Below are 22,010 nucleotides of genomic sequence, written 5' to 3'. Positions count from 1 at the left end.
ACAGGATTCGAGTGTTCCCGCCGCGGCCCCGGTTCGTCGTCAGCCTGCAGGCTGATCACCGTCGTCCTCGAGGCGGAACCCGTGACGGCCCTACGATGGGGCGGTGAACTGGCAACGGGGTCCGGCCTGGACGGTGGATGCCCTGTTCGCCACGGTTCTCGGGTTGCTCCTGCTCCCGCTTTCCGCCTCGGCGGTGTGGGAGAGCTCGTGGTCGACCCCCGGCCGCGTCGCTGTGACAGCCGTTCTCGTGGTGGCCCACCTGGCCGTCGTCGTACGTCGAACCACGCCGCTCGTCTCCTACGCCGTCGTGTGTGCGGTGATGGTCGTCCTGGTCGCGCTGCCCGAGATGAGCGGCGGCCCGGACGGCGTCTCGTTCCACCCGATCCTTCTGCCGAGCACGCTGGTGTTCCCGGTCCTGCTCCACACGGTGGCGGCGTGGTGCTCTCGCCGGGAGTCATTGCTGGCGCTGGCCGCAGCCTGTGTCGGAGCCACCGCCGTGACCGTCCGGTTGTGGGGGGCGGACTACCTGACTGTCTCCCAGCCCGGGCTTGCCGGTGGTGAGGACCCGGTCCGGAGCTGGCCGCTGTTCCTCGTTGTCGGAACGGTCAGCGCGATCGCCGTGCCCTGGGGACTCGGTCGTCACCGGCGACGAGCCCGCATGGAGAGTGCCCGGGCGGCGGCGGCCGAGGAGCGGATCCGGATTGCCCGCGAGCTGCACGACGTGGTCGCCCACTCGTTGTCGGTCATGGTCACCCAGGCGGAAGGCGGTCGGATGATGGCGGCCCGGGACCCTGCGGTCGGCGTACGCGTGCTGGAGACCGTGGCCCGGACCGGGCAGGAGGCGATGCGGGACATGCGGGACCTGCTCGACGCTCTGAACGATCCCGGCGGGTCCGCCTCGCAGCCGGGGCTGCGCGCGCTCCCCGAGCTGATCGGCCGGGTCCGGGCCTCCGGGCTCGCGGTGAGCTACCAGGAGGACGGCACGACAGGCTCCTTGGGGAGCGCCGGCGAGCTGGCCGCCTACCGGGTCGTGCAGGAGGCCCTCACCAACGTGCTCAAGCACGCCGGTACCGATGGCGAGGTCGAGGTGGCGCTCAGCTGGCGCCCCGACCACCTCGCGATCGCGGTGGAGAACCACGCTGCGCAGCCCCCGACGACGGCCACCCTCGGCGGCCGCGGGCTGGTCGGGATGCGCGACCGGTTGGCCGGGCTCGACGGCTCCCTCCACGCTGGTCGCGCAGACGACGGGTTCAGGGTCGCCGCGACGATCCCGACCCTCGCATCCAGCGGCGTGGAGGACAGCCGATGACCATTCGGGTGGTGGTGGCCGAGGACCAGGAGCTGGTCCGCGCCGGACTCGTCATGATCGTGGAGTCGCAGGAGGACCTCGCTGTCGTCGGGGAGGCCGCGGACGGGCAACAGGCGGTCGACGTGGTGGCGAGTGCCAGGCCCGACGTGGTGCTGATGGACGTCAGGATGCCGGTGATGGACGGGATCGCCGCAACGACGCAGATCGTGGGGCGCACACCGGAATCCCGGGTCATCGTCCTGACCACCTTCGACCGCGACGAGAACGCGTTCGCGGCGCTGCGGGCGGGAGCCAGCGGCTTCCTGCTGAAGAGCACTCGGGCCGAGGTGGTGGTGGACGCGATCCGGACCGTGCACCGGGGTGACGCGGTGATCGCCCCGACCACCACGCGCCGGCTGCTCGACCAGGTGGCGGACACCCTGCCCGGCCCCGCCCGGGAACCACCGGGGTTCGCCCGGCTGACCGGCCGTGAGCGCGAGGTGATGATGCAGGTGGCCACGGGCGCTTCGAACGCCGAGATCGCGGTACGCCTCTTCCTGTCCGAGGCCACCGTCAAGACGCACGTGGGACGCCTGCTCGCGAAGCTCAGCCTTCGTGACCGGGTCCAGGTCGTCGTCCTCGCCTACGAGAGCGGACTGGTCCGCCCCGACCGTCGCCGCTAGCCCGCGTGGTCGGCGCCACGACGCCACCGGATGCCGGCCTCGAGGAACCCGTCGAGGTCACCGTCGAAGACCGCCTGCGGGTTGCCCGACTCGTAGGTCGTGCGCAGGTCCTTGACGACCTGGTAGGGGTTGAGCACGTAGTTGCGCATCTGGTCGCCCCACGAGGCCTGGACGTCGCCCTTGAGCTCGTCGAGGTGCGCCTTCTCCTCGGCCTTCTTGCGGGCCAGCAGCTTGGCCTTGAGCACCACCATGGCGCTGGCCTTGTTCTGCAGCTGGGACTTCTCGTTCTGGCAGGAGACGACCGTGCCGGTCGGGATGTGGGTCAGGCGTACGGCGGAGTCGGTGGTGTTGACCGACTGGCCGCCCGGGCCACCCGAGCGGTAGACGTCGACCCGGATGTCCTCGTCGGGCACCTCGATCTCGTCGGTCTGCTCGAGCACCGGCACGACCTCGACCGCGGCGAAGCTGGTCTGGCGGCGGCCCTGGTTGTCGAACGGGCTGATCCGCACCAGGCGGTGCGTGCCGGCCTCGACGCTGAGCGTGCCGTAGGCGTACGGCGCGTGCACGGCGAACGTGGCGGACTTGAGCCCGGCCTCCTCGGCGTAGGAGGTGTCGAAGACCTCGACGGGGTAGTTGTGCTGCTCGGCCCAGCGGACGTACATGCGCATCAGCTTCTCGGCGAAGTCCGCGGCGTCCACGCCGCCGGCGCCGGAACGGATCGTGATCAGTGCCTCGCGGGCGTCGTACTCGTCGGAGAGCAGCGTGCGCACCTCGAGCGTCTCGACCGACTTCTTGATGCGGTCGAGCTCACGCTCGGAGTCGGCCAGGGTGTCGGCGTCGCCTTCGTCCTGCGCCATCTCGACCATCAGCTCGAGGTCTTCGATGCGACCGTGCAGCGAGGTGAAGCGCTCCATCTCGCCGTTGAGGGTCGAGAGGCGACCGGTCACGCGCTGGGCGTTCTCCTGGTTGTCCCAGAGGTCGGGCGCGGCGACCTGCTCACCGAGGTCGGCGATCTCCTCGCGCATGCCCTCGAGGTTGAGCACCTGCTCGATGGTGTGCATCGTCGCCTGGAGCTGCTTGATCTCTGCTTCAAAGTCTCTGCCTGCCACAAGGAGCAAGGCTACGGCACCCCTGAGAACCACCCGAGCCACGGGATCCCTTCCGGCGATCCGTGGATGAAACCGGTGAACTTACGGCAGGTGCACCCGAAAAAACAAGACTGCCCTGCGGCCCCATATTCGCCTACGGTTCCGCAGGGGATGGCATTCGGGGGCCGACACCAACGCAAGGGAACTTCATGAGAATCAGCAAGACACGTGTTCTGGCCGCCGGCGCCGCCGCGGTCCTGGCCTCATCACTGGGAGTGGCCGCCGCAACGGCCGGCTCGGACGAGACGCCGCCCAGCTTCCAGGAGTTCTCCGCCTCGACGTTCCGCGACGCGGACGGCACCTGGATCGTGAACGGCGACGAACCGGTGCAGAGCAAGGGCGGGCTGCGACAGTTCTACGACGGCATGGTCTCCGCGCCCAAGAAGGTCTCCGAAGAGGGCCTGATCATCAACACGGTCAACGGCAAGGACGACCGGTGGTCGCAGGCCGCCGTCGGCAACCTCACCTACTGCGTGAGCACGAAGTTCGGTGCCGACTACTCGCGCGTCGTCTCCGCGATGAACAGCGGCGCGGGCCAGTGGGAGGCCGCCTCGTCGGCAGTCGACTTCATCCACGTCTCCGGCGCGGACAGCAGCTGCAACACCCGCAACAGGACCGTCGTCTTCTCCGTGGAGCCGACCAAGACCACGCAGTACATCGCGCGGGCGTTCTTCCCGAGCACCAGCTCCAAGAACATCCTCGTGAACGCCAAGTCGCTCTACAACTCGGGATCGTGGACGCCGTCCAACATCTTGGCCCACGAGCTCGGCCACACGCTGGGCTTCCGGCACGAGCACACGCGCCCCGAGTCCGGCACCTGCTTCGAGGACAACAACTGGCGTCCGCTGACGCCGTACGACTCGGCCTCGATCATGCACTACCCGCAGTGCAACGGAAGCTCGGACGACCTGAGCATGACCAACACCGACCGCGCCGGCATCCAGGCGGTCTACGGGAGCTGACCCGACTGCCTGACGACGAGGGCCCGGCCGCGCACCGCGGCCGGGCCCTCGCTCGCGGTCAGGACCGGCCGAACACCTGCGCGACGTACCAGCGGCCGCCGCCCTTGCGGGCCGCGACACCGGTCAACCGGTAGGAGCGGGTGAGGATGTTGCGCCGGTGGCCGGCCGAGTGCATCCAGCCCCAGACCGCTGACCGTCCGTCCGGGAAGCCCGCGGCCACGTTCTCCGCGACCGACCTCATCCCGCAGCGGCGCAGCACGACGCCGAGGTCCTGGTGGAACATCTGGCGACGGTTCGCCATCCGCTCCGCCTGGAGCTCGGCATGGCGCTGCAGACACGCCTGCTGCCGCAGCTGGGTGCGTTGGTGCGCGGCGCGACGCTGGTTCGTCACGACGGCCACGTCCTGGGCGTAGTCCCTGGCCGCGACCGACCTGCTCGTCGCGCGGGTCTCCGCGGCCTGCGACGCCGATCCGACGCCGCCCATCAACAATCCGAACAACAAGGACACGAGGGCCCCGAGTACAACAGTGCGCATTGGAAGTCTCCCAACATTCCGGTGCGGTCCCCCACCGCGAGTGAGATTAGGGGCGATGCACGCAGGCGCGCCGGGGAACGCCGGAAACCACCCGATCGGTTGGTCCCACATGGCCCACATGGGTCACTCACGAACCACCCGTCCGTCAGGTTGTCCTGCGTCACTCCTGTACGTCGACCACCGCCGATCCCCGCGAACCGACCCTGGTCTCGCTCAACGAACCGACCGTGATCGGCAGGTCGAGCCCCGCACTCACGTTCACCACCACCGCGTTGTCGCGCACGTGCACGACGTAGGTGAGCGCCGGGTAGTCGCCGTACGCACCGATCTCACGGAGGTACGCGCCCACGGCTTCATGGGCGGCCCGGGTGTCCAGCGGAGCCCGCTCCCCCTTGAGCCCGCCGTCGTAGACCGCGGTGCCGCGGATCTCGTCGGCCCCGGCCAGCGCCGCACCGTCGGCGACGTTGTCGAGGCCCTGCCGCTGGAGGTAGGCGGCCGACGCGTCGACGACCAGGCCGACGGCGAGGATCAGGACGATGGCGAACCCGACGATCAGCACGGTGACCTGGCCGCCGTCGTCGCGGCGCTTCACCTGCGCTCCTCGGTGTACCTGCCGAACGGCACCCGGTGCACGGACTCGACCCGGAAGCTGGGGGCTCCCCCGCCGAGCGCGGACGGGGCCAGCGGAAGCCGGACCTGGGTGCGCACGACGACCGTGATCACCGACCCCGGGACCAGGCAGTGTCCGGGCCCGAGCGAGCAGGTGATGTCCACGTCGAGGACCTGGCCGGCCAGGCCCTGGTCCTCCAGGGCGAGCTGCGCGGCGGCCCGCGCCTGGCGCCGCCCCTCAGCCTCGGAGTCGGCGAGCGAGTAGGCCCGCCCCGCGGCCCGGCTCGCCGCGGTGACACCGAAGGCTCCGCGCTGGACGTCGAAGACCGAGATCAGGATGTAGACCAGCGGCACCAGCAGGAGAATCGCCAGCCAGGTCACCTCGATGAGGGCGCTCCCCTCCTCGTCCCGCTTCACTGGTCCTCCTCGGTGGCGTGCCCGTGCACGACCAGCTCGACGGACGGACCCCACAGGCCGAGGGCCGGGACCTCGGCGCGCACCGTCACCTCGACCATCTCGGTCCCGTCAGTGCGGGTCTGCTTCGCGGTGACGTCGCGGGCGAAGTCGCCGGCGATGATGTCGCGGATCTGCCGGCGGGTGTAGTCGGCGCCGTCGGCGGGACTCCGGTCGGCCGTCGCTCCGTGGCGGGCCCCTTCGGAGGCCGCGGCCGTCAGCGTGTTGCGCACGTGCAGGACCAGGGCCACCTGGAGGATCCCGAGCACCAGGGGGATCAGGATGACCAGGACGAGCACGAAGTCGACGACCGCCGACCCGCGCTCGTCTCGTCGTCGCTGCACTTCCGTCAGCCGTTCACCGAGTTCAGTGCCTCGATCAGCATCGACCGAAGCCGTGGGCCGGCCACCAACGTCAGCGCCGCGACGATGCCTGCGGTCATCACCGTGATCATCACCCACCCCGGGACGTCCCCACGTTCGTCACGCATCCGGGTGCTGACTCCGACGTACAGCCGGAGAAACAGCGTGTTCACCATGTCCATCCCGAGACTTCCTTCCTTAGGGCGCGACCAGTCGAAGGCCGATGAGGCCCGGCCAGAACGCGAACACCACGGTCACCGGCAGCACGAGAAAAACCACGGGGACCATCATCATGACTTCCTTGCGAGCGCCGGTCTCGATCAGCTCGCGGCGCCCTGCTTCGCGTACGTCGGACGCCTGCGCATGCAGGACGTCGGCAAGCGGGGTGCCGCGTTCGACGGCCACGGCAATGCCTTCCGCGAACCGGCTGACCAGGGGCAGCCCGGTGCGGGCCGCGAGTCCGTCGAAGGCACGGCCGACCGGTGTTCCGGTGCGGATCTCGGCCAGCACCTTCGACAGGTCACTGGTCAGGGCTCCGTTGGTGCGGCGTACGACCCGGTCGAGGGCGGAGACCGGGCTCTCCCCCGCCGCCACGGCCAGGGCCAGCAGCTCGGCGACCACCGGGAACTCCAGAAGGATGAGCTGCTCGCGCTTCCTGGCCAGGGAGCTCAGGTGGTTGTCGCACAGGATGACGCCGCACGCGAAGGCGACCAGCGTGAGCACGACGAGCGAGACGGTGTTCCCCGGCGAGCGCCAGGCCTGCAGGAAGGACACCGCCGCGGCCGCACCGAAAGCGGCGAGGCCCCACATCACCTGGTCGCTACGGAACTCGTGCACGGTCTTGTCGATGTCGGCACGCTCGAGTCGGCGGCGCACCGACGTGCTGCCACCGAGCACCTTCTCGACGGCATCGGCGGCGCTGCGCAGCGCGGGCCCGAAGACACCCCGGACCACTCCGGTCTGGTCATTGACCGGGCGCACGGGCCCCGACTGGGGCAGGTCGCGGATGTAGGGAAGGACGCGCACGGAGAGGTCGGCACGACGCAGCCGCATCAGACGCGAGACGACGAGCAGCAGCCCGGCGGCGGCGACGCCCCCGAGCACGGCACCCCACACGACGAGGTCGGTCATGCCAGGATCCTCCGGTCGACGGGCAGCCTGCCGATCCGCATCATCAACTGGTAGGCGACCAGGCAGCAGACCGCGCCACCGGCGAGGACCAGGACACCGCCGGGCGAGGCGTAGCGGTGGATGACCTCCGGCTGGAAGCACATGAGGAACAGCACGAGCCACGGAGCTGCCACTGCCAGACGCGCGCCGTTGACCGTCCAGGCCTGGCGTGCCTCGAGCTCGGAGCGGGTGTGGGCGTCGTCGCGGAGGTAGCCAGACAGGTTGCGCAGCAGGCGACCGAGCTCGCCGCCGCCGACCTCACGGGCGATGCGGAGGCCTTCCACGACACGATCGCCGACCGGGTCGGCGAGCAGGTCCTTGAGCCGGTCGAGCGACTCCCCGAACCGGCCGCTGACCTGGTAGTCGAGGGCGAACTGCGCGAACGCCGGCCGGAGCGGCTCCGGTCCGCGGATCGCCAGGCCGGCCAGCGCCTCGGGCAGCGACATGCCGGCCCGCACCGCGGATGCCAGGTGGTCGACCGCCTCGGGCCACACCTCGGCGAACTCTCGTTGCCGTTTCTTCGCGCGGCCTGCGACGACGGCGATCGGCAGGTAGCCGGCCATCAGGCCGAAGACGACCGCCACCGGGAAAGTGTTGGAGAGCACCTGCATCACCAGCAGGGCCAGCCCTCCGAGCACGATGCAGAGGCCGATGAGGCTTCGGCTGGAGACCGTGTGCATCCCCGCGCGCGACAGGAGCACCTCGAGGCGACCCGGCCCGGCGTCGGCGTCGTCACGGACCGCGCGGGGCAGGAAGAAGGCCGACCAGACCAGGGCGAGGCCCAGCCCGATCCCGAGACCGACCAGGGCACCCATCAGCCGGCCTTCACCAAGGGACGGACGTCGATCCCCAGGCGCTCGAAGAGCTCCACCCGCGGCGGCATGCCGCCCTGCGCCCGCAGCGCGTCTCCCTCACGGGCGAAGATCGTCTCGGTCTCGATGATGTCGTTCTCGACCCGTCCGGGCACGGACACGATCTCGTTGACGCGTCGTACGCCGGAGGCATCCATGCCGAGGTGCACGACCAGGTCGACGCTCGAGGCCACCGTGGGCACGACGAAGCGGGCCGAGATGTTCTCTCCCGCGAGCAGCGGCAGGGTACACATCTTGACCAGCGCCTCGCGGGCGCTGTTGGCGTGGATCGTGCACATGCCGGGCAGCCCTGCGTTCAGCGCCAGCAACAGATCGAGGCACTCCTCGGCCCGCACCTCGCCGACGATCACCCGACTCGGGCGCATACGCAGGCTCTCCTTGACGAGGTCGCGCAACCGGATCTCGCCGGTGCCCTCTAGCCCCGACTGGCGGGTCTGCATCGGCACCCAGTCAGGGTGGTGGAAGCGCAGCTCGTAGACCTCCTCGACAGAGATCACCCGCTCACTGCCGGGGATGGCCGAGGCGAGGCAGTTCAGCATCGTGGTCTTGCCGGCCTGGGTGCCGCCGGCGACCAGGACGTTGAGCCCGGCCTTCACGCTCGCGTCCAGGAACTGCGCGGCCTGAGTGGGCATCGAGCCCAGATCGACGAGGTCGGGAAGCCGGCTCGCGCGCAGGGTGAACTTGCGGATGTTGACTGCCGTGAAGCCGCGCGAGATGCCTTCGAGCACGACGTGGAGGCGGTGACCCTCGGGCAGCATCGCGTCGACGAACGGCGCCGAGACGTCGATGCGTCGGCCGCTGGACTTGAGCATCCGCTCGACCAGCTCCTGCACCTCACCGGTGGTGAGCACCGTGTTGGTCAGCTCGTGGCGGCCGTGCCTCGCGACGAAGACCTGGCTCGGGTCGTTGATCCACACCTCCTCGACACTCGGGTCGTCGAGGTAGGGCTGCAAGGGGCCGAACCCGGAGACCCGCGCCACCAACTCACCCACCACCCCCTGCGGGTCAGGGACCGAGGCCACCTGCCCGGTGAGGCTGCGCTCGTCGTGAGCACGCACCACCTGCTCCGCGATGCGGCGTACGACCGCCGCCTCCGACTGTGGATCGACACCGTCACGACGGACGACCTCACGCACGCGGGCGTCGAGCTCGCTGACCAGTGCGGCGTGTGCGTCAGCGTATGTGGTGGTCACTGGGTCCCCGTCCCCGAGATGGGCTGCTGCCCGACTGTTATATGTCAGGGACGACCCGTTTGACCATGCCCACCCACCCAGCCTGTGGATAACCACGCCTCGGCACAGTGCCATATCGACCAGCGGCCCCGAACGCACGCTCGCAATCATCACGAGGCATCAAACGCCGCCCATCACACCGGTGGGCCACTTCTTGAAGCACCGACGAGCCTCAGCCATCCATGCCTGGTCACCCGCAGTGAACCCCATCCCCCGGCCCCCTGTCGGCATTCAGCATGAGCACGCCAGTGACGGCTCGCCCGCATCGATGCAGCGCTCTGAGAGCAAGTCGAGCACTCGATCACGTGGTGACGCAGCGGCACCCTTGGCATCGAACCCGATCATCTTGACCAGTGCGCCGCAGGTCATCGTCGAGCGCCGCATCGCAGCAGTGACCAAACCTGAGCGGGCGAGATCGGCCAAACGGTCGTGGTTCATGGCCGCAGTGCGCTCCAAGACGAGCCTTACCGGGTGTTGCCGCAACAACCGACTCTCGGGATGGCCCCAGCCGTTAGCGGTGTCGTTGGCTACTCGGAGACCTCTGGCCGGGACGGCACAGTGTCCGACAATGAAGCCGTCCAACCTGATCCGGCAGCGTCATTCTGCGATCTCCAGTAGATCTGTTCCTTGGGCTGATCGTCGACCATAAGTTGGAACACATCAGGTCGGTTGTAGTGCCCGGCGGTGTCTAGGGAGAGCTTCTCGCGGACCACCTCCTCAAGATCGAGGTCGGCATAGATGATCTTCTCTTCGTAGAAGCATTGGTCTACGAACCATTTGCCGTCGGGTCCGACGATCCCGGATCCGCCCGCCGGGAACGCCACCGACCTGGCGCCGCTCGATCAGAGCACAATGCGCTGGCTGTTCCGTGCTCGAATGCTCTGCGCTGTGCCGAGGAGTGGGAACACCACCACGTAGGCCATGACGGCGTACATCGACGCCCCCAGCACGACGGGCTGGTGCAGCCACCCCTCGGTGAAGGAGAAGTCGGGGTCGCTCGCCCCGCATCTGCGGGACGCGCCGGGGCCGCAGGTGGTGTCCTGCCACTGCAGCCAGCGCACACCGCTGGTCACGGCGACGACCGAACCAGCCTGGAGCACCAGACCCGCCAACAGTTCTGTCGCAATGTTGAATTCGGGGGTGGCCCAGGTCAGGAGGCCGCCGACCAGGAAGGTGAGGAGGCTGGCGATGGTCAGCACCCACGGGAGATGGTTGGCCGCCCAGGCATCTCCTCCGCATGACGCCACGGTGGTATCGCACTGAGCCAACCTGTCGGTCACGCTGTCGGGAACGATCAAGGCAATCAGCCCGAGTACCAGGGCAACGAACCACAGGACGACCGCAGTGAACCACGCGATGATGGAGGCAAGCCCTGCCGCCTCCAGTGCGGGTTTGAAGTCATCGTCCGGGGAAGTTGCATCGCTCTGCTCCGTCGCAACCGTCACCAGGAAGAGCCCGCCGCAGATCGCTGGAATGACGAGACTCATGACGCCTCCGATGCCGACGAGAAGCCGGCCCGTTTCGTGGGCACTGGCCAGACTGTCGATCTCGCGGCCTCCGAAGCGTCCCGGGATGTGCCACCCGATCACGTGTGCCGGGTCCAACAGGGCGACCATCCCCCACCCGACCTGCACCAGCCCGATGGTGGACGCGACCAGGAGGCCGACGGCGACATAAAGGCGGCGTTGCTGCTTCGCGGACGAGAGGAATTCCGCAATGAGGAAGGCCACGGGCCAGATGGCGGCCACGATCGTGAACACGGCCCACGGGACGAACTTCCCCCAGGCGCCCTGGGTCACGTGGAGCTGGTGAGCGCAGCCAGCGAGCACGATGAGGCTGACGAGTCCAGCCGCGATGCGCAGTGCCCGGTGACCCGGCTCGATCTGGCGCAGTCTCTTCTGCCGGAGTTCCTCCTGCCGCAGCTGGTTCTGCGTCGGTCCTCCCTGCCGCCTCTTCTTCGACATACGGTTCCTGTCGGTGGTTGGTACGACGCCCTGGACTCATCTCGTTCCAACCCTGGGGGTGGACCGTGCCCGGATGTCGGAGGGTCCCAATTGCGGGGTTTCCCCAGATTCCCGAGACAGGATCATCGCATCGGGCAGCATTTGTCTCGTTGGGGAGGTGTCCCGAGACACCCTCGCGCTTGGACGAACCGTTCCGTGAAGAAGTCCGATCACTGGGTCCCCGTCCCCGAGATGGGCTGCTNCCCTCCCGTCATCGCGCGCCCGACGCCCGCCACGGCAGGGTTGCCGCTCACTCCTCCACGTGGACGAGTCGGCGCAGTCGGTCGCGCAGGTGTTGCTGCTCGGCGACGTTGACGGTGGCGGCGATCGCGCGTCGGCAGGCGGCAACCGCCTCGGCGTCACGGCCCGAACGCTCCAGCAGATGGGCGCGTACGGCGTCCGCCCGCGGCACGTCCGGATGGTTCGCGACGAGGTCGTCGAGCGCCGACAGCGCGGCGGCGTACCCCTGCACCATGGCCTGCGCGACGATGCGGTTCAGGGCGATCACCGGGTTGCGGCCGCCGGTGTCGGCGTCGAGCACCGTGTAGAGCGCGTGGATCTCGTCCCAGTCGGTCGACTCGGTGTCGGCGGCCTGCGCGTGCACGCCCGCGATGCAGGCCTGGAGAAGGTAGGGGCCCGGCTGCGCACCGGGGACGACCTCGTCGAGCAAGGCCAGCCCCTCGTCGACCAGCGTGCGGTTCCACAGCGTCCGGTCCTGCTCGTCGAGGGGAATCAGCTGTCCCAGCTCGCCGACACGGGCCGGGTGGCGTCCCTCGGTGAGCAGCATGAGGGCGAGTAGCCCGGCCACGTCCGTCGAGTCCGGCACGGCCTGCCGCAACAGGCGGGTGAGGCGGATCGCCTCGCCCGCCAGGTCGGCGTCGCGCACCGGTGCACCGCTCGTGGTGTGGTGGGCCTCGGTGAACATCACGTAGAGGACGTCGAGCACCGGAGCCAGGCGCTCCTCCGCGTGGCCGGGCCTGGGCAGGTCGCCGTCGAGGTCCTTGAGGCGGCGCTTGGCGCGGGTGATCCGCTGCGCGATCGTGGCCTCGGGAAGGGTGTAGGCGTTGGCGATCTGCGCCGTGCTCAACCCGGCCACCGCCCTGAGCGTCAGCGCCACCTGGGCCGAGCGTGGCAGGTCCGGATGGCAGCAGAGCTGGAGCAGCAGCAACGCGTCGTCGCCGGGTTCTGCCTCGCCGTCCAACGGTTCCTCGAGCAGCGCCACCCGGGTCTCGCGGGCCCGGCGCCTGGCGTCGCTGCGCACCCGGTCGACGTACCGCCGGCGGGCCGTCTCACACAGCCAGGCCTGGGGATCGTCGGGCGGCCGGGTCGCCCACTGCCTGTGCGCGTCGAGCAGCGCGTCCTGCACGGCGTCCTCGCAGAGCTCGAACTGGTCGCGTCCGTAGGTGCGCAGCAACCTGGCGAGGGCCTGTGGTGCGAGCTCGCGCCACAGGCCCTCGTCGGGGGTCACCGGAGTGGTCACCCGTCGCCCAGGTCGGAGAACACCACCGGGCGGATCTCGACGGCCAGGCCGGGGATCTGCACGTCGGGGATCTTCCGGGCCAGCTCGACCGCACGTGCCTCGTCCTCGACGTCGAGCAGGTAGAACCCGCCCAGGAACTCCTTCGCCTCGACGAACGGACCGTCGGTCACCTCGGGCCCGTCGCCTCCGGGGCGCACGACCTTCGACCTGCTCGGGTCGCCCAGCGCCTGGGTCGAGATGAACTCGCCGTTCTCCTTGGTCTCGGCCATGAAGGCGCCGTGGCCCTCGCCGAGCAGCTTCTGCTGTTCCTCGGTCAGGTTCTCGAGCACGGTGGGGTCGACGTGCATCAGGATCAGGTACTTCATGGTGTCCTCCTCGTGGGGTGCCGCCCGGTGTGGGCGAACACCCGGTGGTCGTCACCGGTCAGGCGGATACGACAGCTCCGACGAAACAGTTCCACGAATTCTTCCCAGCGGCCGCGAACGGGCAGGTCAGTGGACGCCGAACGCCATCAGGTCGGAGACGGGGTTCGTCTGGCCGGGATCGACGTTGGTCAGCAGCAGCATGTCGTCGTACGACGAGAAGCCGCCGACGCGGTCCCGGATCGCGACGATGTGCCGGGCCACCTCGGGCTTCAGGGAGAGATGGCCGCCCAGGACCTCGGCCGGCACCTTGTTCACGTCGACCAGCCCGCCGTCGGGGTACTGCCGGTTCGGCACGTCCGGCCGGCCGATCAGGAGCTCCCTGGCGACGTCGGGTTGCGTGGCCAGCAGCTCGCGTGCGGTACGACGTGCTTCGGCCTGCTGGCGTACGGCGGCCACGGCGAGGCGCTGCCGGTCGACGAGGCGATCGTTCGGGCGCAGGGAGTCGGCGAACACCCAGCCGCGGATCGCGACCGCGTGCATGAGCCCACCGCCGATGTTGAGGCCCATCGCCGTACCGAACAGCACCTCCTGCACGCCCCCGTAGTCGGGGTCCGCCGCGAACAGCAGCACGAGTGAGGCGAAGTAGAACGGCACCGTGAGTGCCTGCCAGAGACTGCGCTTCTTCACGGCCGCGTGGGCCATGATCGCGCCCGTCCCGATGCCGATCGTCCACAGCGGCACCAGGGCCCAGGCCCAACTCTTGAACAGGGCAACGGCACGTGACGTCATGACGGAAGTATCACCCGCCTCTGAACCGGCGAAACGTGACGCCCGTCGTGCCATGATCGGCGACATGACGAGCACGCACGACGACCTGGTCCGCACCGCACGCCAGCAGGCCCTCGGCGACCTCCCCCGGCGTACGGCGCAGCGAAGCCCGGACAAGACCGCGATCATCGACGGCGATACCCGGCTCACCTTCGCCGAGTTCGAGGCCCGGGTGGACGCAACGGCGGCGGGCATGGCGTCCGACGGCATCGCCAAGGGAGACCGGGTCGCGCTGCTCTCCCACAACTGCTGGCAGTTCGCGGTGCTCGCCTTCGCGTCGGCACGGATCGGCGCCGTGCTGGTGCCGGTCAACTTCATGCTCGGTGCCGACGAGATCGCCTTCATCCTCGACCACAGCGGAGCCGGGACCTTCGTTGTCGAGGAGGCGCTCGTGCCGACCGCGGAAGACGCGATGAAGTCCGGTGGAAATGTTACCCGCCGGGTCGCCATCGGGGCAGCGCCACCGGCCGGTTGGGCCGACGTACGCACCTGGTTGGAGCACGACGGCGACGCGCCGAGCGTGCTCGTCGCGGACGACGACCCGGTGCGGTTGATGTACACCTCCGGCACCGAGTCGCGACCCAAGGGCGCGCTGCTCTCGAGCCGGGCCCTGATGTGGCAGTACGTCTCCTGCACGATCGACGGCTCCATGTCGGCCGACGACGTCGAGCTGCACACGCTCCCGATGTACCACTGCGCGCAGCTCGACTGCTTCCTCGGCCCCGACGTCTACCTCGGCGCCACCAGCATCATCCTGCCTGGGCCCGACGCCGGCGCGATCCTGCGGACCATCGCTGCCGAGAAGGTCACCAAGTTCTTCGCGCCCCCGACGATCTGGATCGCACTGCTGCGCCACCCCGACTTCGACAGCACCGACCTCTCCTCGCTGCGCAAGGGCTACTACGGCGCCTCGGCCATGCCGGTCGCGGTGCTGAAGGAGATGCGCGAGCGCCTGCCGCAGGTGGACCTCTGGAACTTCTACGGCCAGACCGAGATGGCGCCGCTGGCCACGATCCTCGGCCCCGAAGAGCAGCTCTCGAGTGCCGGATCCGCCGGGCGCCAGGCCCTCAACGTCGAGACCCGCATCGTCGACGACTCCGACACCACGGTGCCGACGGGCGAGGTCGGCGAGATCGTGCACCGCTCACCGCACGCCACCCTCGGCTACTACAACGACCCGGAGAAGACCGCGGACGCGTTCCGCAACGGCTGGTTCCACTCCGGCGACCTCGGGTACGTCGACGAGGCGGGGCGGCTCTTCGTCGTGGACCGCAAGAAGGACATGATCAAGACGGGTGGGGAGAACGTCGCCAGCCGCGAGGTCGAGGAGGCGATCTACAAGCTCGACGGAGTCGCCGAGGTCGCGGTCTTCGGGGTGGACCACCCGACGTGGGTCGAGGCTGTCACCGCGGTCGTCGTACCCAAGCCGGACACGACGCTGACCGCCGACCAGGTCATCGAGCACGCGCGGACGGTGCTGGCCGGCTACAAGACACCGAAGTACGTCGTGATCGCCGACGCGCTGCCGAAGAACCCGAGCGGCAAGATCCTCAAGCGACAGTTGCGCGACGAGCACGGCGACATCGCGGGCACCTGACCGTCAGGCCAGGGCCTCGGCGATCGGCGTCGAGCCGTTGTTGAACTCGATCGTGCGCTTGATCGTGGCGTCGTCGGCCAACGCAGTGGCCACGACCAGCGCGACGTCCTCGCGGGAGACCGACGCCGACGAACCGCCGACATCGATCTTGCCGGTGCCGGGCTCCTCGGTGAGGGTGCTCGGGCCGAGCACCGTCCAGTCCAGGGACGAGGCGCGCACGTGCTCGTCGGCAGCGGCCTTCGCCTCGGCGTAGTGGAAGAACGAGTTGTCGGACGGCACACCGTGGTCGGGCCGGGCACCGAAGTAGGACACCATCACGAAGCGTCGTACGTCGGACTGTGCCGCCGCGTCGACCACCCGGATCGCGGCATCGCGGTCGACGGAGTAGGTGCGTTCGGGGCTGCCACCACCGGCGCCGGCCGAGAACACCACCGCGTCGTGGCCGGCGACCAGCTCGGCCAGGGCTGAGGTGTCGAGGTGCTCGACGTCGGCGGTCACCGGTGTCGCCCCAGTCGCCGACACGTCGGCCGCATGGTCGGGGTTGCGGATCACGGAGCTGACCTGGTGGCCCGCGCCGGACAGGATGCGGGCGAGATGCAGGGCGACCTTGCCGTGGCCGCCGATGATGGCGATGCGTGACATGCGCTACCTCCTTGGGAGTCGGCTCGCCTGTCACGCTACGTGGCGCGGTCAACCCCGCCTCCTAGAGTGACGCGGGTGACCACCGCGAACCAGGCACCGATCCTCTCCGGCAACGGAGTCGTCCTGCGGCCCCTCGCCGAGGACGACATCCCCCGCATCGTCGAGGCCTGCCGCGATCCGCGCACCCAGAAGTGGTTGGGCAGCATGCCGTCGCCGTACGACGAGGACGACGCGCGCGAGTGGATCGAGGCCTCGCGACTGGCTGCGGCAGAGGGCAGCAAGATCACGTGGGCGGTGGCCGACCCGACCACCCACGAGCTGGTCGGCGCGATCAACCTCTTCGACATCGAGCCGGGCACACGGGCCAAGGTCGGCTACTGGTCGCATCCGTCGGCCCGTGGCACCGGCACGATGACCGAGGCCTGCCGGATCGCGCTCGAGCACGCCTTCGACGACCTCGACCTGCCCACCGTCGTCGCCCACGCCGCAGTCGAGAACACGGCCAGCCAGCACGTGCTCACCGCCAACGGCATGCGTCGGGTCGCGCTCGAGCCCGGCGGCACGACGATCCGCACAGGCAAGGTCGATGCCTACCGCTACGAACGCCACGCGTCTGAGGCAACCCGTCCCTCGACGTTGTACGCCGATGACGTCGAGGCACACCAGGGCAGCAAGCCACTGCTCCCCCGCACCACGTTGGCCCTCGATGAGGGCGAGGTCGCCGTGGTTCTCGGCCGTCCGGGCAGCGGCCACACCGCGCTGGCCCTGGCCCTGGCCGGTCGGCTCCCCCTGTCGGCAGGGCAGGTCACCCTCGACGGTTCGCAGGACCCCACGAAGCTGCAGAAGGCCGTTGCCCTGGTCGACGTACCCGGGGTGAGCGAGCCCGACGGCAGCGTGCCCCTGCGCACGATCGTCGGCGAGGAGCTCGCGATGGCGAAGCGCAAGGCATCGAAGGCGGCCGTGCTCTCGTGGCTGGCCGAGGAGGGCATCGACGCGTACGCCGACAGCACCATCGACGACGTACCGCCCGAGGCACGGGTCGGCGCGCTGGCCCGACTCGCCTCCCTGCGGCCCGGCACCCGGTTCGTCGTGGTGACCTATCCCGAGCGCCACGGGCTGCATCCGGGCAGCTGGCTCGAGCTGGCCCGCTCACTGGCTGACGGCGGGTTCGGCGTGCTGGTCACCGCCAGCGCTGCCGTCGACCTGCCTGCCGACGTACACCGCTTCACGATCGGCCCCGAGGAAGGTGCCTGATGACGTCACTGCGCATTGCCTGGACCGAGCTGCGTCGCCTGACCGCGGGGCGGCTGCCCAAGATCGCCGTGCTCGCGCTGATGCTGGTGCCGACGCTGTACGCCGGGCTGTACCTCTACGCCAACCACGATCCCTACGCGAACCTCGACCACGTCCCGGCCGCCCTGGTCGTCGAGGACACCGGTGCCACCGACACCGCCGGCGAGGAGATGCAGGCCGGTCGTGACGTGGCCGACGAGCTCCTCGAGCGCAAGGACTTCGGGTGGGAGGAGGTCAGCCGCGAGGAGGCGGAGGAAGGTGTCAGCGAGGGCCGCTACGACTTCGCGCTGGCCATCCCACGAGACTTCTCCGCCTCCCTGACCAGTGCCGGGACCTCCGACCCGGAGCGGGCGCGGCTCCAGATGATCACCAACGACGCGAACTCCTATCTCTCCACGACGATCGCCAACACGGTGACCGACAAGGTGCGCGACGCGATCGCCACCCGGGTCTCGAAGGAGGCCACGGACACGTTCCTGCTCGGCATCGCCGACCTGCGCAGCGGCCTGCTCAAGGGGGCCAACGGCGCCGACAGACTGGTCAAGGGCCTGACCCAGGCCCGCACCGGCGTCGGCAAGCTCGAGCGCGGGGCCGGCCGCCTGGCCACCGGAGCCGACACCCTCGCCGACGGCGCCTCCGAGTTGAGCACCGGGCTCGGCACCCTGGAGTCCGGCACCGCCGCCCTGCCGGGCCAGACCCGCCAGCTCGCCACCGGGGCACGCAAGGTCGCCAACGGCAACGCGACGGTCGCGTCGTACGGACGACTGGCCGCCTCTGCCGTCGGCGACGTGCGCACCCGCTACCGCGACAACCGTGCCGATCTCTCCGCCGACCTGCGCGCCATGGGCCTGACCCAGGCACAGCGCACCCGGATCCTGGCGCTCTACGACCGGGTCGGCCAGCCGATCCGCGAGGCCGACGCCAAGGCCCGCGACGCCAGGAACAAGCTGAACAGGCTGGCCAACGGGGCGGACGCGGTCGCCGACGGCAACGAGAAGCTCGCCGCAGCGGTGCCCGCACTGGTCAAGGGCATCTCCGATGCGCACGACGGTGCGACGAAGCTGTCCAACGGCGCCGGCCAGCTGTCCGAGGGCGCCACCACCCTCAAGACCGGGGTCGGCGACCTCGACACCGGGCTGGTCAAGCTCCGCAACGGAGCCGTGAAGCTGCGTGACGGCCTCCGCGACGGCGCCGCCCAGGTGCCCACGATGGATGCGAAGACCCGCAGCCGCGTGGCCAGCACGATCGGCGACCCGGTCGACATCCGCTCGAGCTCGCAGGCCGAGGCCGCGTCGTACGGCGCCGGGCTGGCCCCCTTCTTCCTGGCCCTGGCCGCCTGGATCGGCGGCTACGTGCTGTTCCTGCTGGTCCGTCCGCTGTCCCAACGTGCGCTCGCGGCCAACCAGACGCCGCTGCGGGTGGCCCTGGGTGGCTGGTACACGCCGATGCTGCTCGGCCTGGCCCAGGTCACCGTAATGCTGGCGGTGGTCACGATCGCCCTCGACATCAGACCGGTGCACGTGCCGACCACGCTGCTGTTCCTGATGCTCTCCTCGGCCGTCTTCATCGCGATCATCCACGCCCTCAACGCGCTTCTCGGCACGGCCGGCCAGTTCCTCGGGCTGGTGATGATGGTGATGCAGCTCGTCACCGCCGGCGGCACGTTCCCGTGGCAGACGATCCCGCAGCCGCTCTACGTGCTGCACCACGTGCTGCCGATGAGCTACACCGTCGACGGCCTCCGGCAGCTGATGTACGGCGGGCTCGAGGCGCGTGTGCTCACCGACGTACTGGTGCTGGCCGCGTGGGGCATCGGCGCGTTGCTCGTGACCAGCCGGGTGGCCCGCAAGCAACGGGTCTGGTCGGCCAAACGCGTCCGCCCCGAGCTGGTGCTCTGACCCTTTCGGATCACCGGATGCGGCGATCATCCTCTCTCTCGAGATCGTCGTCAGGGGCTTCGGCACGGACCGAGAACGAGAGCTTTCGCAGCAGCCTGCTCAGCTCGGCCTGCTCCGTGGGGTCGAGCTGGCGCAACAGTCGCCGTTCCAGCGCGATGTGCTCGTCGAAGATGGCGTCGATCCGTCTCAGCCCGTCTTCGGTGAGCTCGGCGAAGACCTGACGTCGATCCCCGCCGGTGCGGACCCGGCGTACCAGGCCGTCGCGCTCGAGATTGTCCAGTCGCAGGGTGACCGCACTCGAGGTGAGCAGCGAGGACGCGGCGAGCTCCCCGACGGTCTTGCGGAACGGCGACCCGGAGCGGCGCAGGCTGGCCAGGACGTCGAACGCAGCGACCGAGAGCCCGTGTTCGCGGTGCAGGTGCGCCGCCGCGGCTCGCTGCAGGGGCAGGAGCCGACTGACCCGCCCGAAGACGCCGATACTGGCGGCGTCCACGTCGGGGCGCTCATCGTGCCACTCCGCGATGATCAGGTCGACCTCGTCCTCGGGGGTGTCCCGTTTCCCTCGGCCTCGTGCCATCTCGCCCTCCGACCAGCTGTCCGCCCTGCGTCGAAGAATGATCCTAGGTGGCCCTTGACTGCCCGTCGGGCCGCGATCTATCTTACCGGCAAGGTAATTCTGTAAGTCCTTATAGATCAAGACCTTACAGATATTCGATGGACCACATCAGCGGGCTGACACCCCCACAGGAAGGCTTGGTCATGGACAACGCGACACACGTGGGCCGGCGCGGACTGCTCGCGACCGGGCTGGGCCTCGGCGCCGTGGCCGCCGCCGACCTCTGCTGCACGCCGTGGGCCGCTGCAGCTGGGCGAACGCCACGCGGGCACCAGCCGCCGGACGCCACCCAGCTCAGCGGAGAGCTCCGGAGTGCCCGCACGAAGGTGATCCTGCTCGGCACGGCGGCCGGCCCCTTCCCCGAGCCGGGACGTCAGGGCTGCAGCAGCCTGGTGGTCGTCGGCGACCGGTCCTACCTCGTCGATGCGGGGTACGGCACGGTCCGCAAGCTGGTGCAGTCCGGAGTACCCATGGAGTCCCTGCGCGGAGTGTTCGTGACGCACCTGCACTCCGACCACGTGGCGGACCTGTTCAACCTGTTCATGCTCGGGTGGGGCACCGGTGGGCACGGAATCGTCGACCCGGTGCAGGTGTACGGCCCCGGGAATCCGCACGGTCTGCCCGCACCCACTCCCGGCGTCGACCCGGCGCCGCTCGCCAACCCCGACAACCCGACCCCGGGTACGTCGGAGCTGCTGGCAGGCGCAATCGACGGCTGGGCCTACGACCTGAACATCCGCACCCGCTACAACAGCCGCCCAGGCCTTGCGTCCCTGATCGACGCACACGACCTGCTGCCGCCGGAGTCCGTCGGCGCGACACCGGACGGTGACGTCGCCCCGGACATGGAGCCGTTCGTCGTCTTCGAGGACGATCGGGTCCGGGTCAGCGCCACGTTGGTGCAGCACCCGCCGGTCTTCCCGAGCTTCGGCTACCGCTTCGAGACCGAGGACGGAGTCTTCGTCTTCTCCGGGGACACTGCGGTCAGCAACAACGTGGTCCGTCTGGCTGCCGGCGCCGATCTCCTGGTGCACGAGACCCTGCACATTCCCTACTACGCCGGGATCGGCTACCCGCAAGCGTTGCTGGACTTCTTCGCCAGCTCGCACACCACCCCGGAAGACGTCGGGCGGGTGGCGTCGGAGGCGGGAGTGCGACGCGTTGCGCTCGCGCACATCGGGCCCGGGGATCCGCGCGAGGTCAGTGACTCGACCTGGCGACGCGCGGTGCGCTCGACGTACCGCGGTGACGTGGTGGTCGGGCACGACCTGCAGCAGATGGCCTACGGTCCACGCCGCTGAGCCGAACCGGGCCAACAGCCCGACTCGGTGCGGTCCGTCCGGACAGGCGGCACACTGGAGCAATGGATGCAGTCGATTGGAATGAGCGCTACGCCGATGCGGAGCTGGTGTGGTCGGCGACGCCGAACCAGTTCGTCGCCGGCCAGCTGGCCGAGCTGACACCCGGGCGCGCCGTCGACCTGGCCGCCGGCGAGGGCCGCAACGCGCTCTGGCTGTCGTCGCTGGGTTGGCAGGTCACCGCGGTCGACTTCGCCCAGGCCGGCCTCGACAAGGGCCGGGCCGTCGAGCCGCCCTCGGACCACCCGATCGAGTGGGTGTGCGCCGACGTGCTCACCTGGGCGGCGCCGGTGCCGGTCGACCTCGCCGTGATCGCCTACCTGCAGCTCCCGGCCGCGGGCCGACAGCGGGCAGTACGCCGGGCCTGGTGCGCGCTCGACATCGGCGGCACGTTCCTCTGTGTCGCCCACGACTCCAGCAATCTCGCCGAGGGCACCGGAGGGCCGCAGGACCCGTCGGTGCTGATGACCGCCGACGACGTGCTGGCCGACCTCGACGGCGAGTCGTTCGAGGTGGTGCGGGCCGAGCGCGTCTCACGCGAGGTCGAGCCGGGGCACGGTGGCGAGCCGGCGCGGACGGCGTACGACTGCCTGGTGCACCTGGTCAAGCGCTGACC

Annotated in this window: 25 protein-coding genes; 8 read left to right on the top strand and 17 right to left on the bottom strand. The window is 69.7% G+C overall.

Annotation, left to right across the window (positions count from 1 at the left end):
• The first annotated feature begins 103 nt into the window (after positions 1-103).
• The gene (locus ASD66_RS21410) at positions 104-1,309 is read left to right on the top strand and encodes a sensor histidine kinase (RefSeq protein WP_156388838.1); all 1,206 of its coding nucleotides are present in this window, start codon (positions 104-106) and stop codon (positions 1,307-1,309) included.
• Positions 1,306-1,971 (top strand): response regulator transcription factor, encoded by a 666-nt coding sequence (locus tag ASD66_RS21405; protein ID WP_056892169.1) that lies wholly within the window; start codon positions 1,306-1,308, stop codon positions 1,969-1,971. The genes ASD66_RS21410 and ASD66_RS21405 overlap by 4 nt, the downstream gene beginning before the upstream one ends.
• Here the strand turns inward: ASD66_RS21405 and prfB are convergent.
• On the bottom strand, positions 1,968-3,080 hold the full coding sequence (gene prfB / locus ASD66_RS21400) for a peptide chain release factor 2 (protein WP_056892168.1): 1,113 nt from the start codon (positions 3,078-3,080) through the stop codon (positions 1,968-1,970). The two genes, ASD66_RS21405 and prfB, sit on opposite strands and share 4 nt — an antisense overlap.
• 188 nt (positions 3,081-3,268) lie before the next feature.
• Between prfB and ASD66_RS21395 the strand changes: the two genes are divergently transcribed.
• The gene (locus ASD66_RS21395; protein WP_056892167.1) at positions 3,269-4,081 is read left to right on the top strand and encodes a M57 family metalloprotease; all 813 of its coding nucleotides are present in this window, start codon (positions 3,269-3,271) and stop codon (positions 4,079-4,081) included.
• 58 nt (positions 4,082-4,139) lie between these two features.
• Here the strand turns inward: ASD66_RS21395 and ASD66_RS21390 are convergent, their stop codons facing one another.
• The 14 genes from ASD66_RS21390 to ASD66_RS21325 form a co-directional block, all read right to left on the bottom strand.
• Positions 4,140-4,616, bottom strand: coding sequence for a CAP domain-containing protein (locus ASD66_RS21390; protein ID WP_056892166.1), 477 nt, complete (start codon positions 4,614-4,616; stop codon positions 4,140-4,142).
• Between the two features lie 160 nt (positions 4,617-4,776).
• The gene (locus tag ASD66_RS21385; RefSeq protein ID WP_056892165.1) at positions 4,777-5,208 is read right to left on the bottom strand and encodes a pilus assembly protein TadG-related protein; all 432 of its coding nucleotides are present in this window, start codon (positions 5,206-5,208) and stop codon (positions 4,777-4,779) included.
• Positions 5,205-5,642 carry a hypothetical protein gene (locus ASD66_RS21380; RefSeq protein WP_156388837.1) on the bottom strand — a complete coding sequence of 146 codons (438 nt, stop codon included), beginning with the start codon at positions 5,640-5,642 and terminating at the stop codon, positions 5,205-5,207. Before ASD66_RS21380 ends, ASD66_RS21385 begins: the two co-directional genes overlap by 4 nt.
• Positions 5,639-6,022: a TadE family protein gene (locus tag ASD66_RS21375; protein WP_056892163.1), complete on the bottom strand. Its 384-nt coding sequence runs from the start codon at positions 6,020-6,022 to the stop codon at positions 5,639-5,641. Before ASD66_RS21375 ends, ASD66_RS21380 begins: the two co-directional genes overlap by 4 nt.
• 5 nt (positions 6,023-6,027) lie before the next feature.
• Positions 6,028-6,222: a hypothetical protein gene (locus ASD66_RS21370; RefSeq protein ID WP_268788267.1), complete on the bottom strand. Its 195-nt coding sequence runs from the start codon at positions 6,220-6,222 to the stop codon at positions 6,028-6,030.
• Between the two features lie 16 nt (positions 6,223-6,238).
• Positions 6,239-7,171: a type II secretion system F family protein gene (locus tag ASD66_RS21365; protein WP_056892162.1), complete on the bottom strand. Its 933-nt coding sequence runs from the start codon at positions 7,169-7,171 to the stop codon at positions 6,239-6,241.
• The gene (locus ASD66_RS21360) at positions 7,168-8,025 is read right to left on the bottom strand and encodes a type II secretion system F family protein (protein ID WP_056892161.1); all 858 of its coding nucleotides are present in this window, start codon (positions 8,023-8,025) and stop codon (positions 7,168-7,170) included. Before ASD66_RS21360 ends, ASD66_RS21365 begins: the two co-directional genes overlap by 4 nt.
• Positions 8,025-9,275: a CpaF family protein gene (locus ASD66_RS21355; RefSeq protein WP_056892160.1), complete on the bottom strand. Its 1,251-nt coding sequence runs from the start codon at positions 9,273-9,275 to the stop codon at positions 8,025-8,027. The genes ASD66_RS21360 and ASD66_RS21355 overlap by 1 nt, the downstream gene beginning before the upstream one ends.
• A gap of 270 nt (positions 9,276-9,545) precedes the next feature.
• Positions 9,546-9,752, bottom strand: a complete 207-nt coding sequence (locus ASD66_RS21350; RefSeq protein WP_056892159.1) for a hypothetical protein — start codon at positions 9,750-9,752, stop codon at positions 9,546-9,548.
• A gap of 89 nt (positions 9,753-9,841) precedes the next feature.
• Positions 9,842-10,138 (bottom strand): hypothetical protein, encoded by a 297-nt coding sequence (locus tag ASD66_RS25655; protein ID WP_056892158.1) that lies wholly within the window; start codon positions 10,136-10,138, stop codon positions 9,842-9,844.
• An 18-nt stretch (positions 10,139-10,156) separates the two neighbouring features.
• On the bottom strand, positions 10,157-11,278 hold the full coding sequence (locus ASD66_RS21340) for a hypothetical protein (RefSeq protein ID WP_056892157.1): 1,122 nt from the start codon (positions 11,276-11,278) through the stop codon (positions 10,157-10,159).
• A 289-nt stretch (positions 11,279-11,567) separates the two neighbouring features.
• Positions 11,568-12,797, bottom strand: coding sequence for an RNA polymerase sigma factor (locus tag ASD66_RS21335; protein WP_056892156.1), 1,230 nt, complete (start codon positions 12,795-12,797; stop codon positions 11,568-11,570).
• The gene (locus tag ASD66_RS21330) at positions 12,794-13,162 is read right to left on the bottom strand and encodes a YciI family protein (RefSeq protein WP_056678606.1); all 369 of its coding nucleotides are present in this window, start codon (positions 13,160-13,162) and stop codon (positions 12,794-12,796) included. The genes ASD66_RS21335 and ASD66_RS21330 overlap by 4 nt, the downstream gene beginning before the upstream one ends.
• A gap of 126 nt (positions 13,163-13,288) precedes the next feature.
• A complete protein-coding gene (locus ASD66_RS21325) occupies positions 13,289-13,951 on the bottom strand; it encodes a hypothetical protein (RefSeq protein ID WP_056892155.1) in 663 nt (220 codons plus the stop codon).
• A 64-nt stretch (positions 13,952-14,015) separates the two neighbouring features.
• On the opposite strand from ASD66_RS21325, the gene ASD66_RS21320 reads away from it, so the two are divergent.
• Entirely contained in the window at positions 14,016-15,587 is a 1,572-nt protein-coding gene (locus ASD66_RS21320) for an acyl-CoA synthetase (RefSeq protein WP_235530190.1), read from the top strand.
• A gap of 3 nt (positions 15,588-15,590) precedes the next feature.
• Here the strand turns inward: ASD66_RS21320 and ASD66_RS21315 are convergent, their stop codons facing one another.
• Entirely contained in the window at positions 15,591-16,229 is a 639-nt protein-coding gene (locus ASD66_RS21315) for an SDR family oxidoreductase (RefSeq protein WP_056892153.1), read from the bottom strand.
• 75 nt (positions 16,230-16,304) lie between these two features.
• Here ASD66_RS21315 and ASD66_RS21310 point away from each other — a divergent pair, with 75 nt between their 5' ends.
• Together ASD66_RS21310 and ASD66_RS21305 are read left to right on the top strand one after the other, a co-directional pair.
• Positions 16,305-17,483 carry a GNAT family N-acetyltransferase gene (locus tag ASD66_RS21310; protein WP_056892152.1) on the top strand — a complete coding sequence of 393 codons (1,179 nt, stop codon included), beginning with the start codon at positions 16,305-16,307 and terminating at the stop codon, positions 17,481-17,483.
• A complete protein-coding gene (locus tag ASD66_RS21305) occupies positions 17,483-19,420 on the top strand; it encodes a YhgE/Pip domain-containing protein (protein ID WP_056892151.1) in 1,938 nt (645 codons plus the stop codon). Before ASD66_RS21310 ends, ASD66_RS21305 begins: the two co-directional genes overlap by 1 nt.
• A 10-nt stretch (positions 19,421-19,430) precedes the next feature.
• Here the strand turns inward: ASD66_RS21305 and ASD66_RS21300 are convergent, their stop codons facing one another.
• Entirely contained in the window at positions 19,431-19,997 is a 567-nt protein-coding gene (locus ASD66_RS21300; RefSeq protein WP_056892150.1) for a MarR family winged helix-turn-helix transcriptional regulator, read from the bottom strand.
• A gap of 182 nt (positions 19,998-20,179) precedes the next feature.
• Between ASD66_RS21300 and ASD66_RS21295 the strand changes: the two genes are divergently transcribed.
• Together ASD66_RS21295 and ASD66_RS21290 are read left to right on the top strand one after the other, a co-directional pair.
• Complete coding sequence (locus ASD66_RS21295) at positions 20,180-21,337, top strand: MBL fold metallo-hydrolase (RefSeq protein ID WP_056892149.1); 1,158 nt, start codon at positions 20,180-20,182, stop codon at positions 21,335-21,337.
• 62 nt (positions 21,338-21,399) lie between these two features.
• Positions 21,400-22,008: a class I SAM-dependent methyltransferase gene (locus ASD66_RS21290; RefSeq protein WP_082599649.1), complete on the top strand. Its 609-nt coding sequence runs from the start codon at positions 21,400-21,402 to the stop codon at positions 22,006-22,008.
• Positions 22,009-22,010 lie beyond the last annotated feature (2 nt).

Origin of the sequence: Nocardioides sp. Root151 (genome assembly GCF_001427925.1) — a bacterium.
Classification (GTDB): Bacteria; Actinomycetota; Actinomycetes; order Propionibacteriales; family Nocardioidaceae; genus Nocardioides.
This window is presented reverse-complemented; position numbering and strand designations above follow the sequence as displayed.

What these genes read in the sequence shown, in the direction of transcription:
- ASD66_RS21305 (WP_056892151.1), top strand. Translation starts at nt 17,483, where the DNA reads ATGACGTCACTGCGCATTGCCTGGACCGAGCTGCGTCGCCTGACCGCG.
- ASD66_RS21395 (WP_056892167.1), top strand. Translation starts at nt 3,269, where the DNA reads ATGAGAATCAGCAAGACACGTGTTCTGGCCGCCGGCGCCGCCGCGGTC.
- ASD66_RS21405 (WP_056892169.1), top strand. Translation starts at nt 1,306, where the DNA reads ATGACCATTCGGGTGGTGGTGGCCGAGGACCAGGAGCTGGTCCGCGCC.
- ASD66_RS21340 (WP_056892157.1), bottom strand. Translation starts at nt 11,278, where the DNA reads ATGTCGAAGAAGAGGCGGCAGGGAGGACCGACGCAGAACCAGCTGCGG.
- ASD66_RS21290 (WP_082599649.1), top strand. Translation starts at nt 21,400, where the DNA reads ATGGATGCAGTCGATTGGAATGAGCGCTACGCCGATGCGGAGCTGGTG.
- ASD66_RS21390 (WP_056892166.1), bottom strand. Translation starts at nt 4,616, where the DNA reads ATGCGCACTGTTGTACTCGGGGCCCTCGTGTCCTTGTTGTTCGGATTG.
- ASD66_RS21365 (WP_056892162.1), bottom strand. Translation starts at nt 7,171, where the DNA reads ATGACCGACCTCGTCGTGTGGGGTGCCGTGCTCGGGGGCGTCGCCGCC.
- ASD66_RS21315 (WP_056892153.1), bottom strand. Translation starts at nt 16,229, where the DNA reads ATGTCACGCATCGCCATCATCGGCGGCCACGGCAAGGTCGCCCTGCAT.
- ASD66_RS21370 (WP_268788267.1), bottom strand. Translation starts at nt 6,222, where the DNA reads ATGGACATGGTGAACACGCTGTTTCTCCGGCTGTACGTCGGAGTCAGC.
- ASD66_RS21320 (WP_235530190.1), top strand. Translation starts at nt 14,016, where the DNA reads ATGACGAGCACGCACGACGACCTGGTCCGCACCGCACGCCAGCAGGCC.
- ASD66_RS21350 (WP_056892159.1), bottom strand. Translation starts at nt 9,752, where the DNA reads ATGAACCACGACCGTTTGGCCGATCTCGCCCGCTCAGGTTTGGTCACT.
- ASD66_RS21325 (WP_056892155.1), bottom strand. Translation starts at nt 13,951, where the DNA reads ATGACGTCACGTGCCGTTGCCCTGTTCAAGAGTTGGGCCTGGGCCCTG.
- ASD66_RS21360 (WP_056892161.1), bottom strand. Translation starts at nt 8,025, where the DNA reads ATGGGTGCCCTGGTCGGTCTCGGGATCGGGCTGGGCCTCGCCCTGGTC.
- ASD66_RS21330 (WP_056678606.1), bottom strand. Translation starts at nt 13,162, where the DNA reads ATGAAGTACCTGATCCTGATGCACGTCGACCCCACCGTGCTCGAGAAC.
- ASD66_RS21295 (WP_056892149.1), top strand. Translation starts at nt 20,180, where the DNA reads ATGGACAACGCGACACACGTGGGCCGGCGCGGACTGCTCGCGACCGGG.
- ASD66_RS21300 (WP_056892150.1), bottom strand. Translation starts at nt 19,997, where the DNA reads ATGGCACGAGGCCGAGGGAAACGGGACACCCCCGAGGACGAGGTCGAC.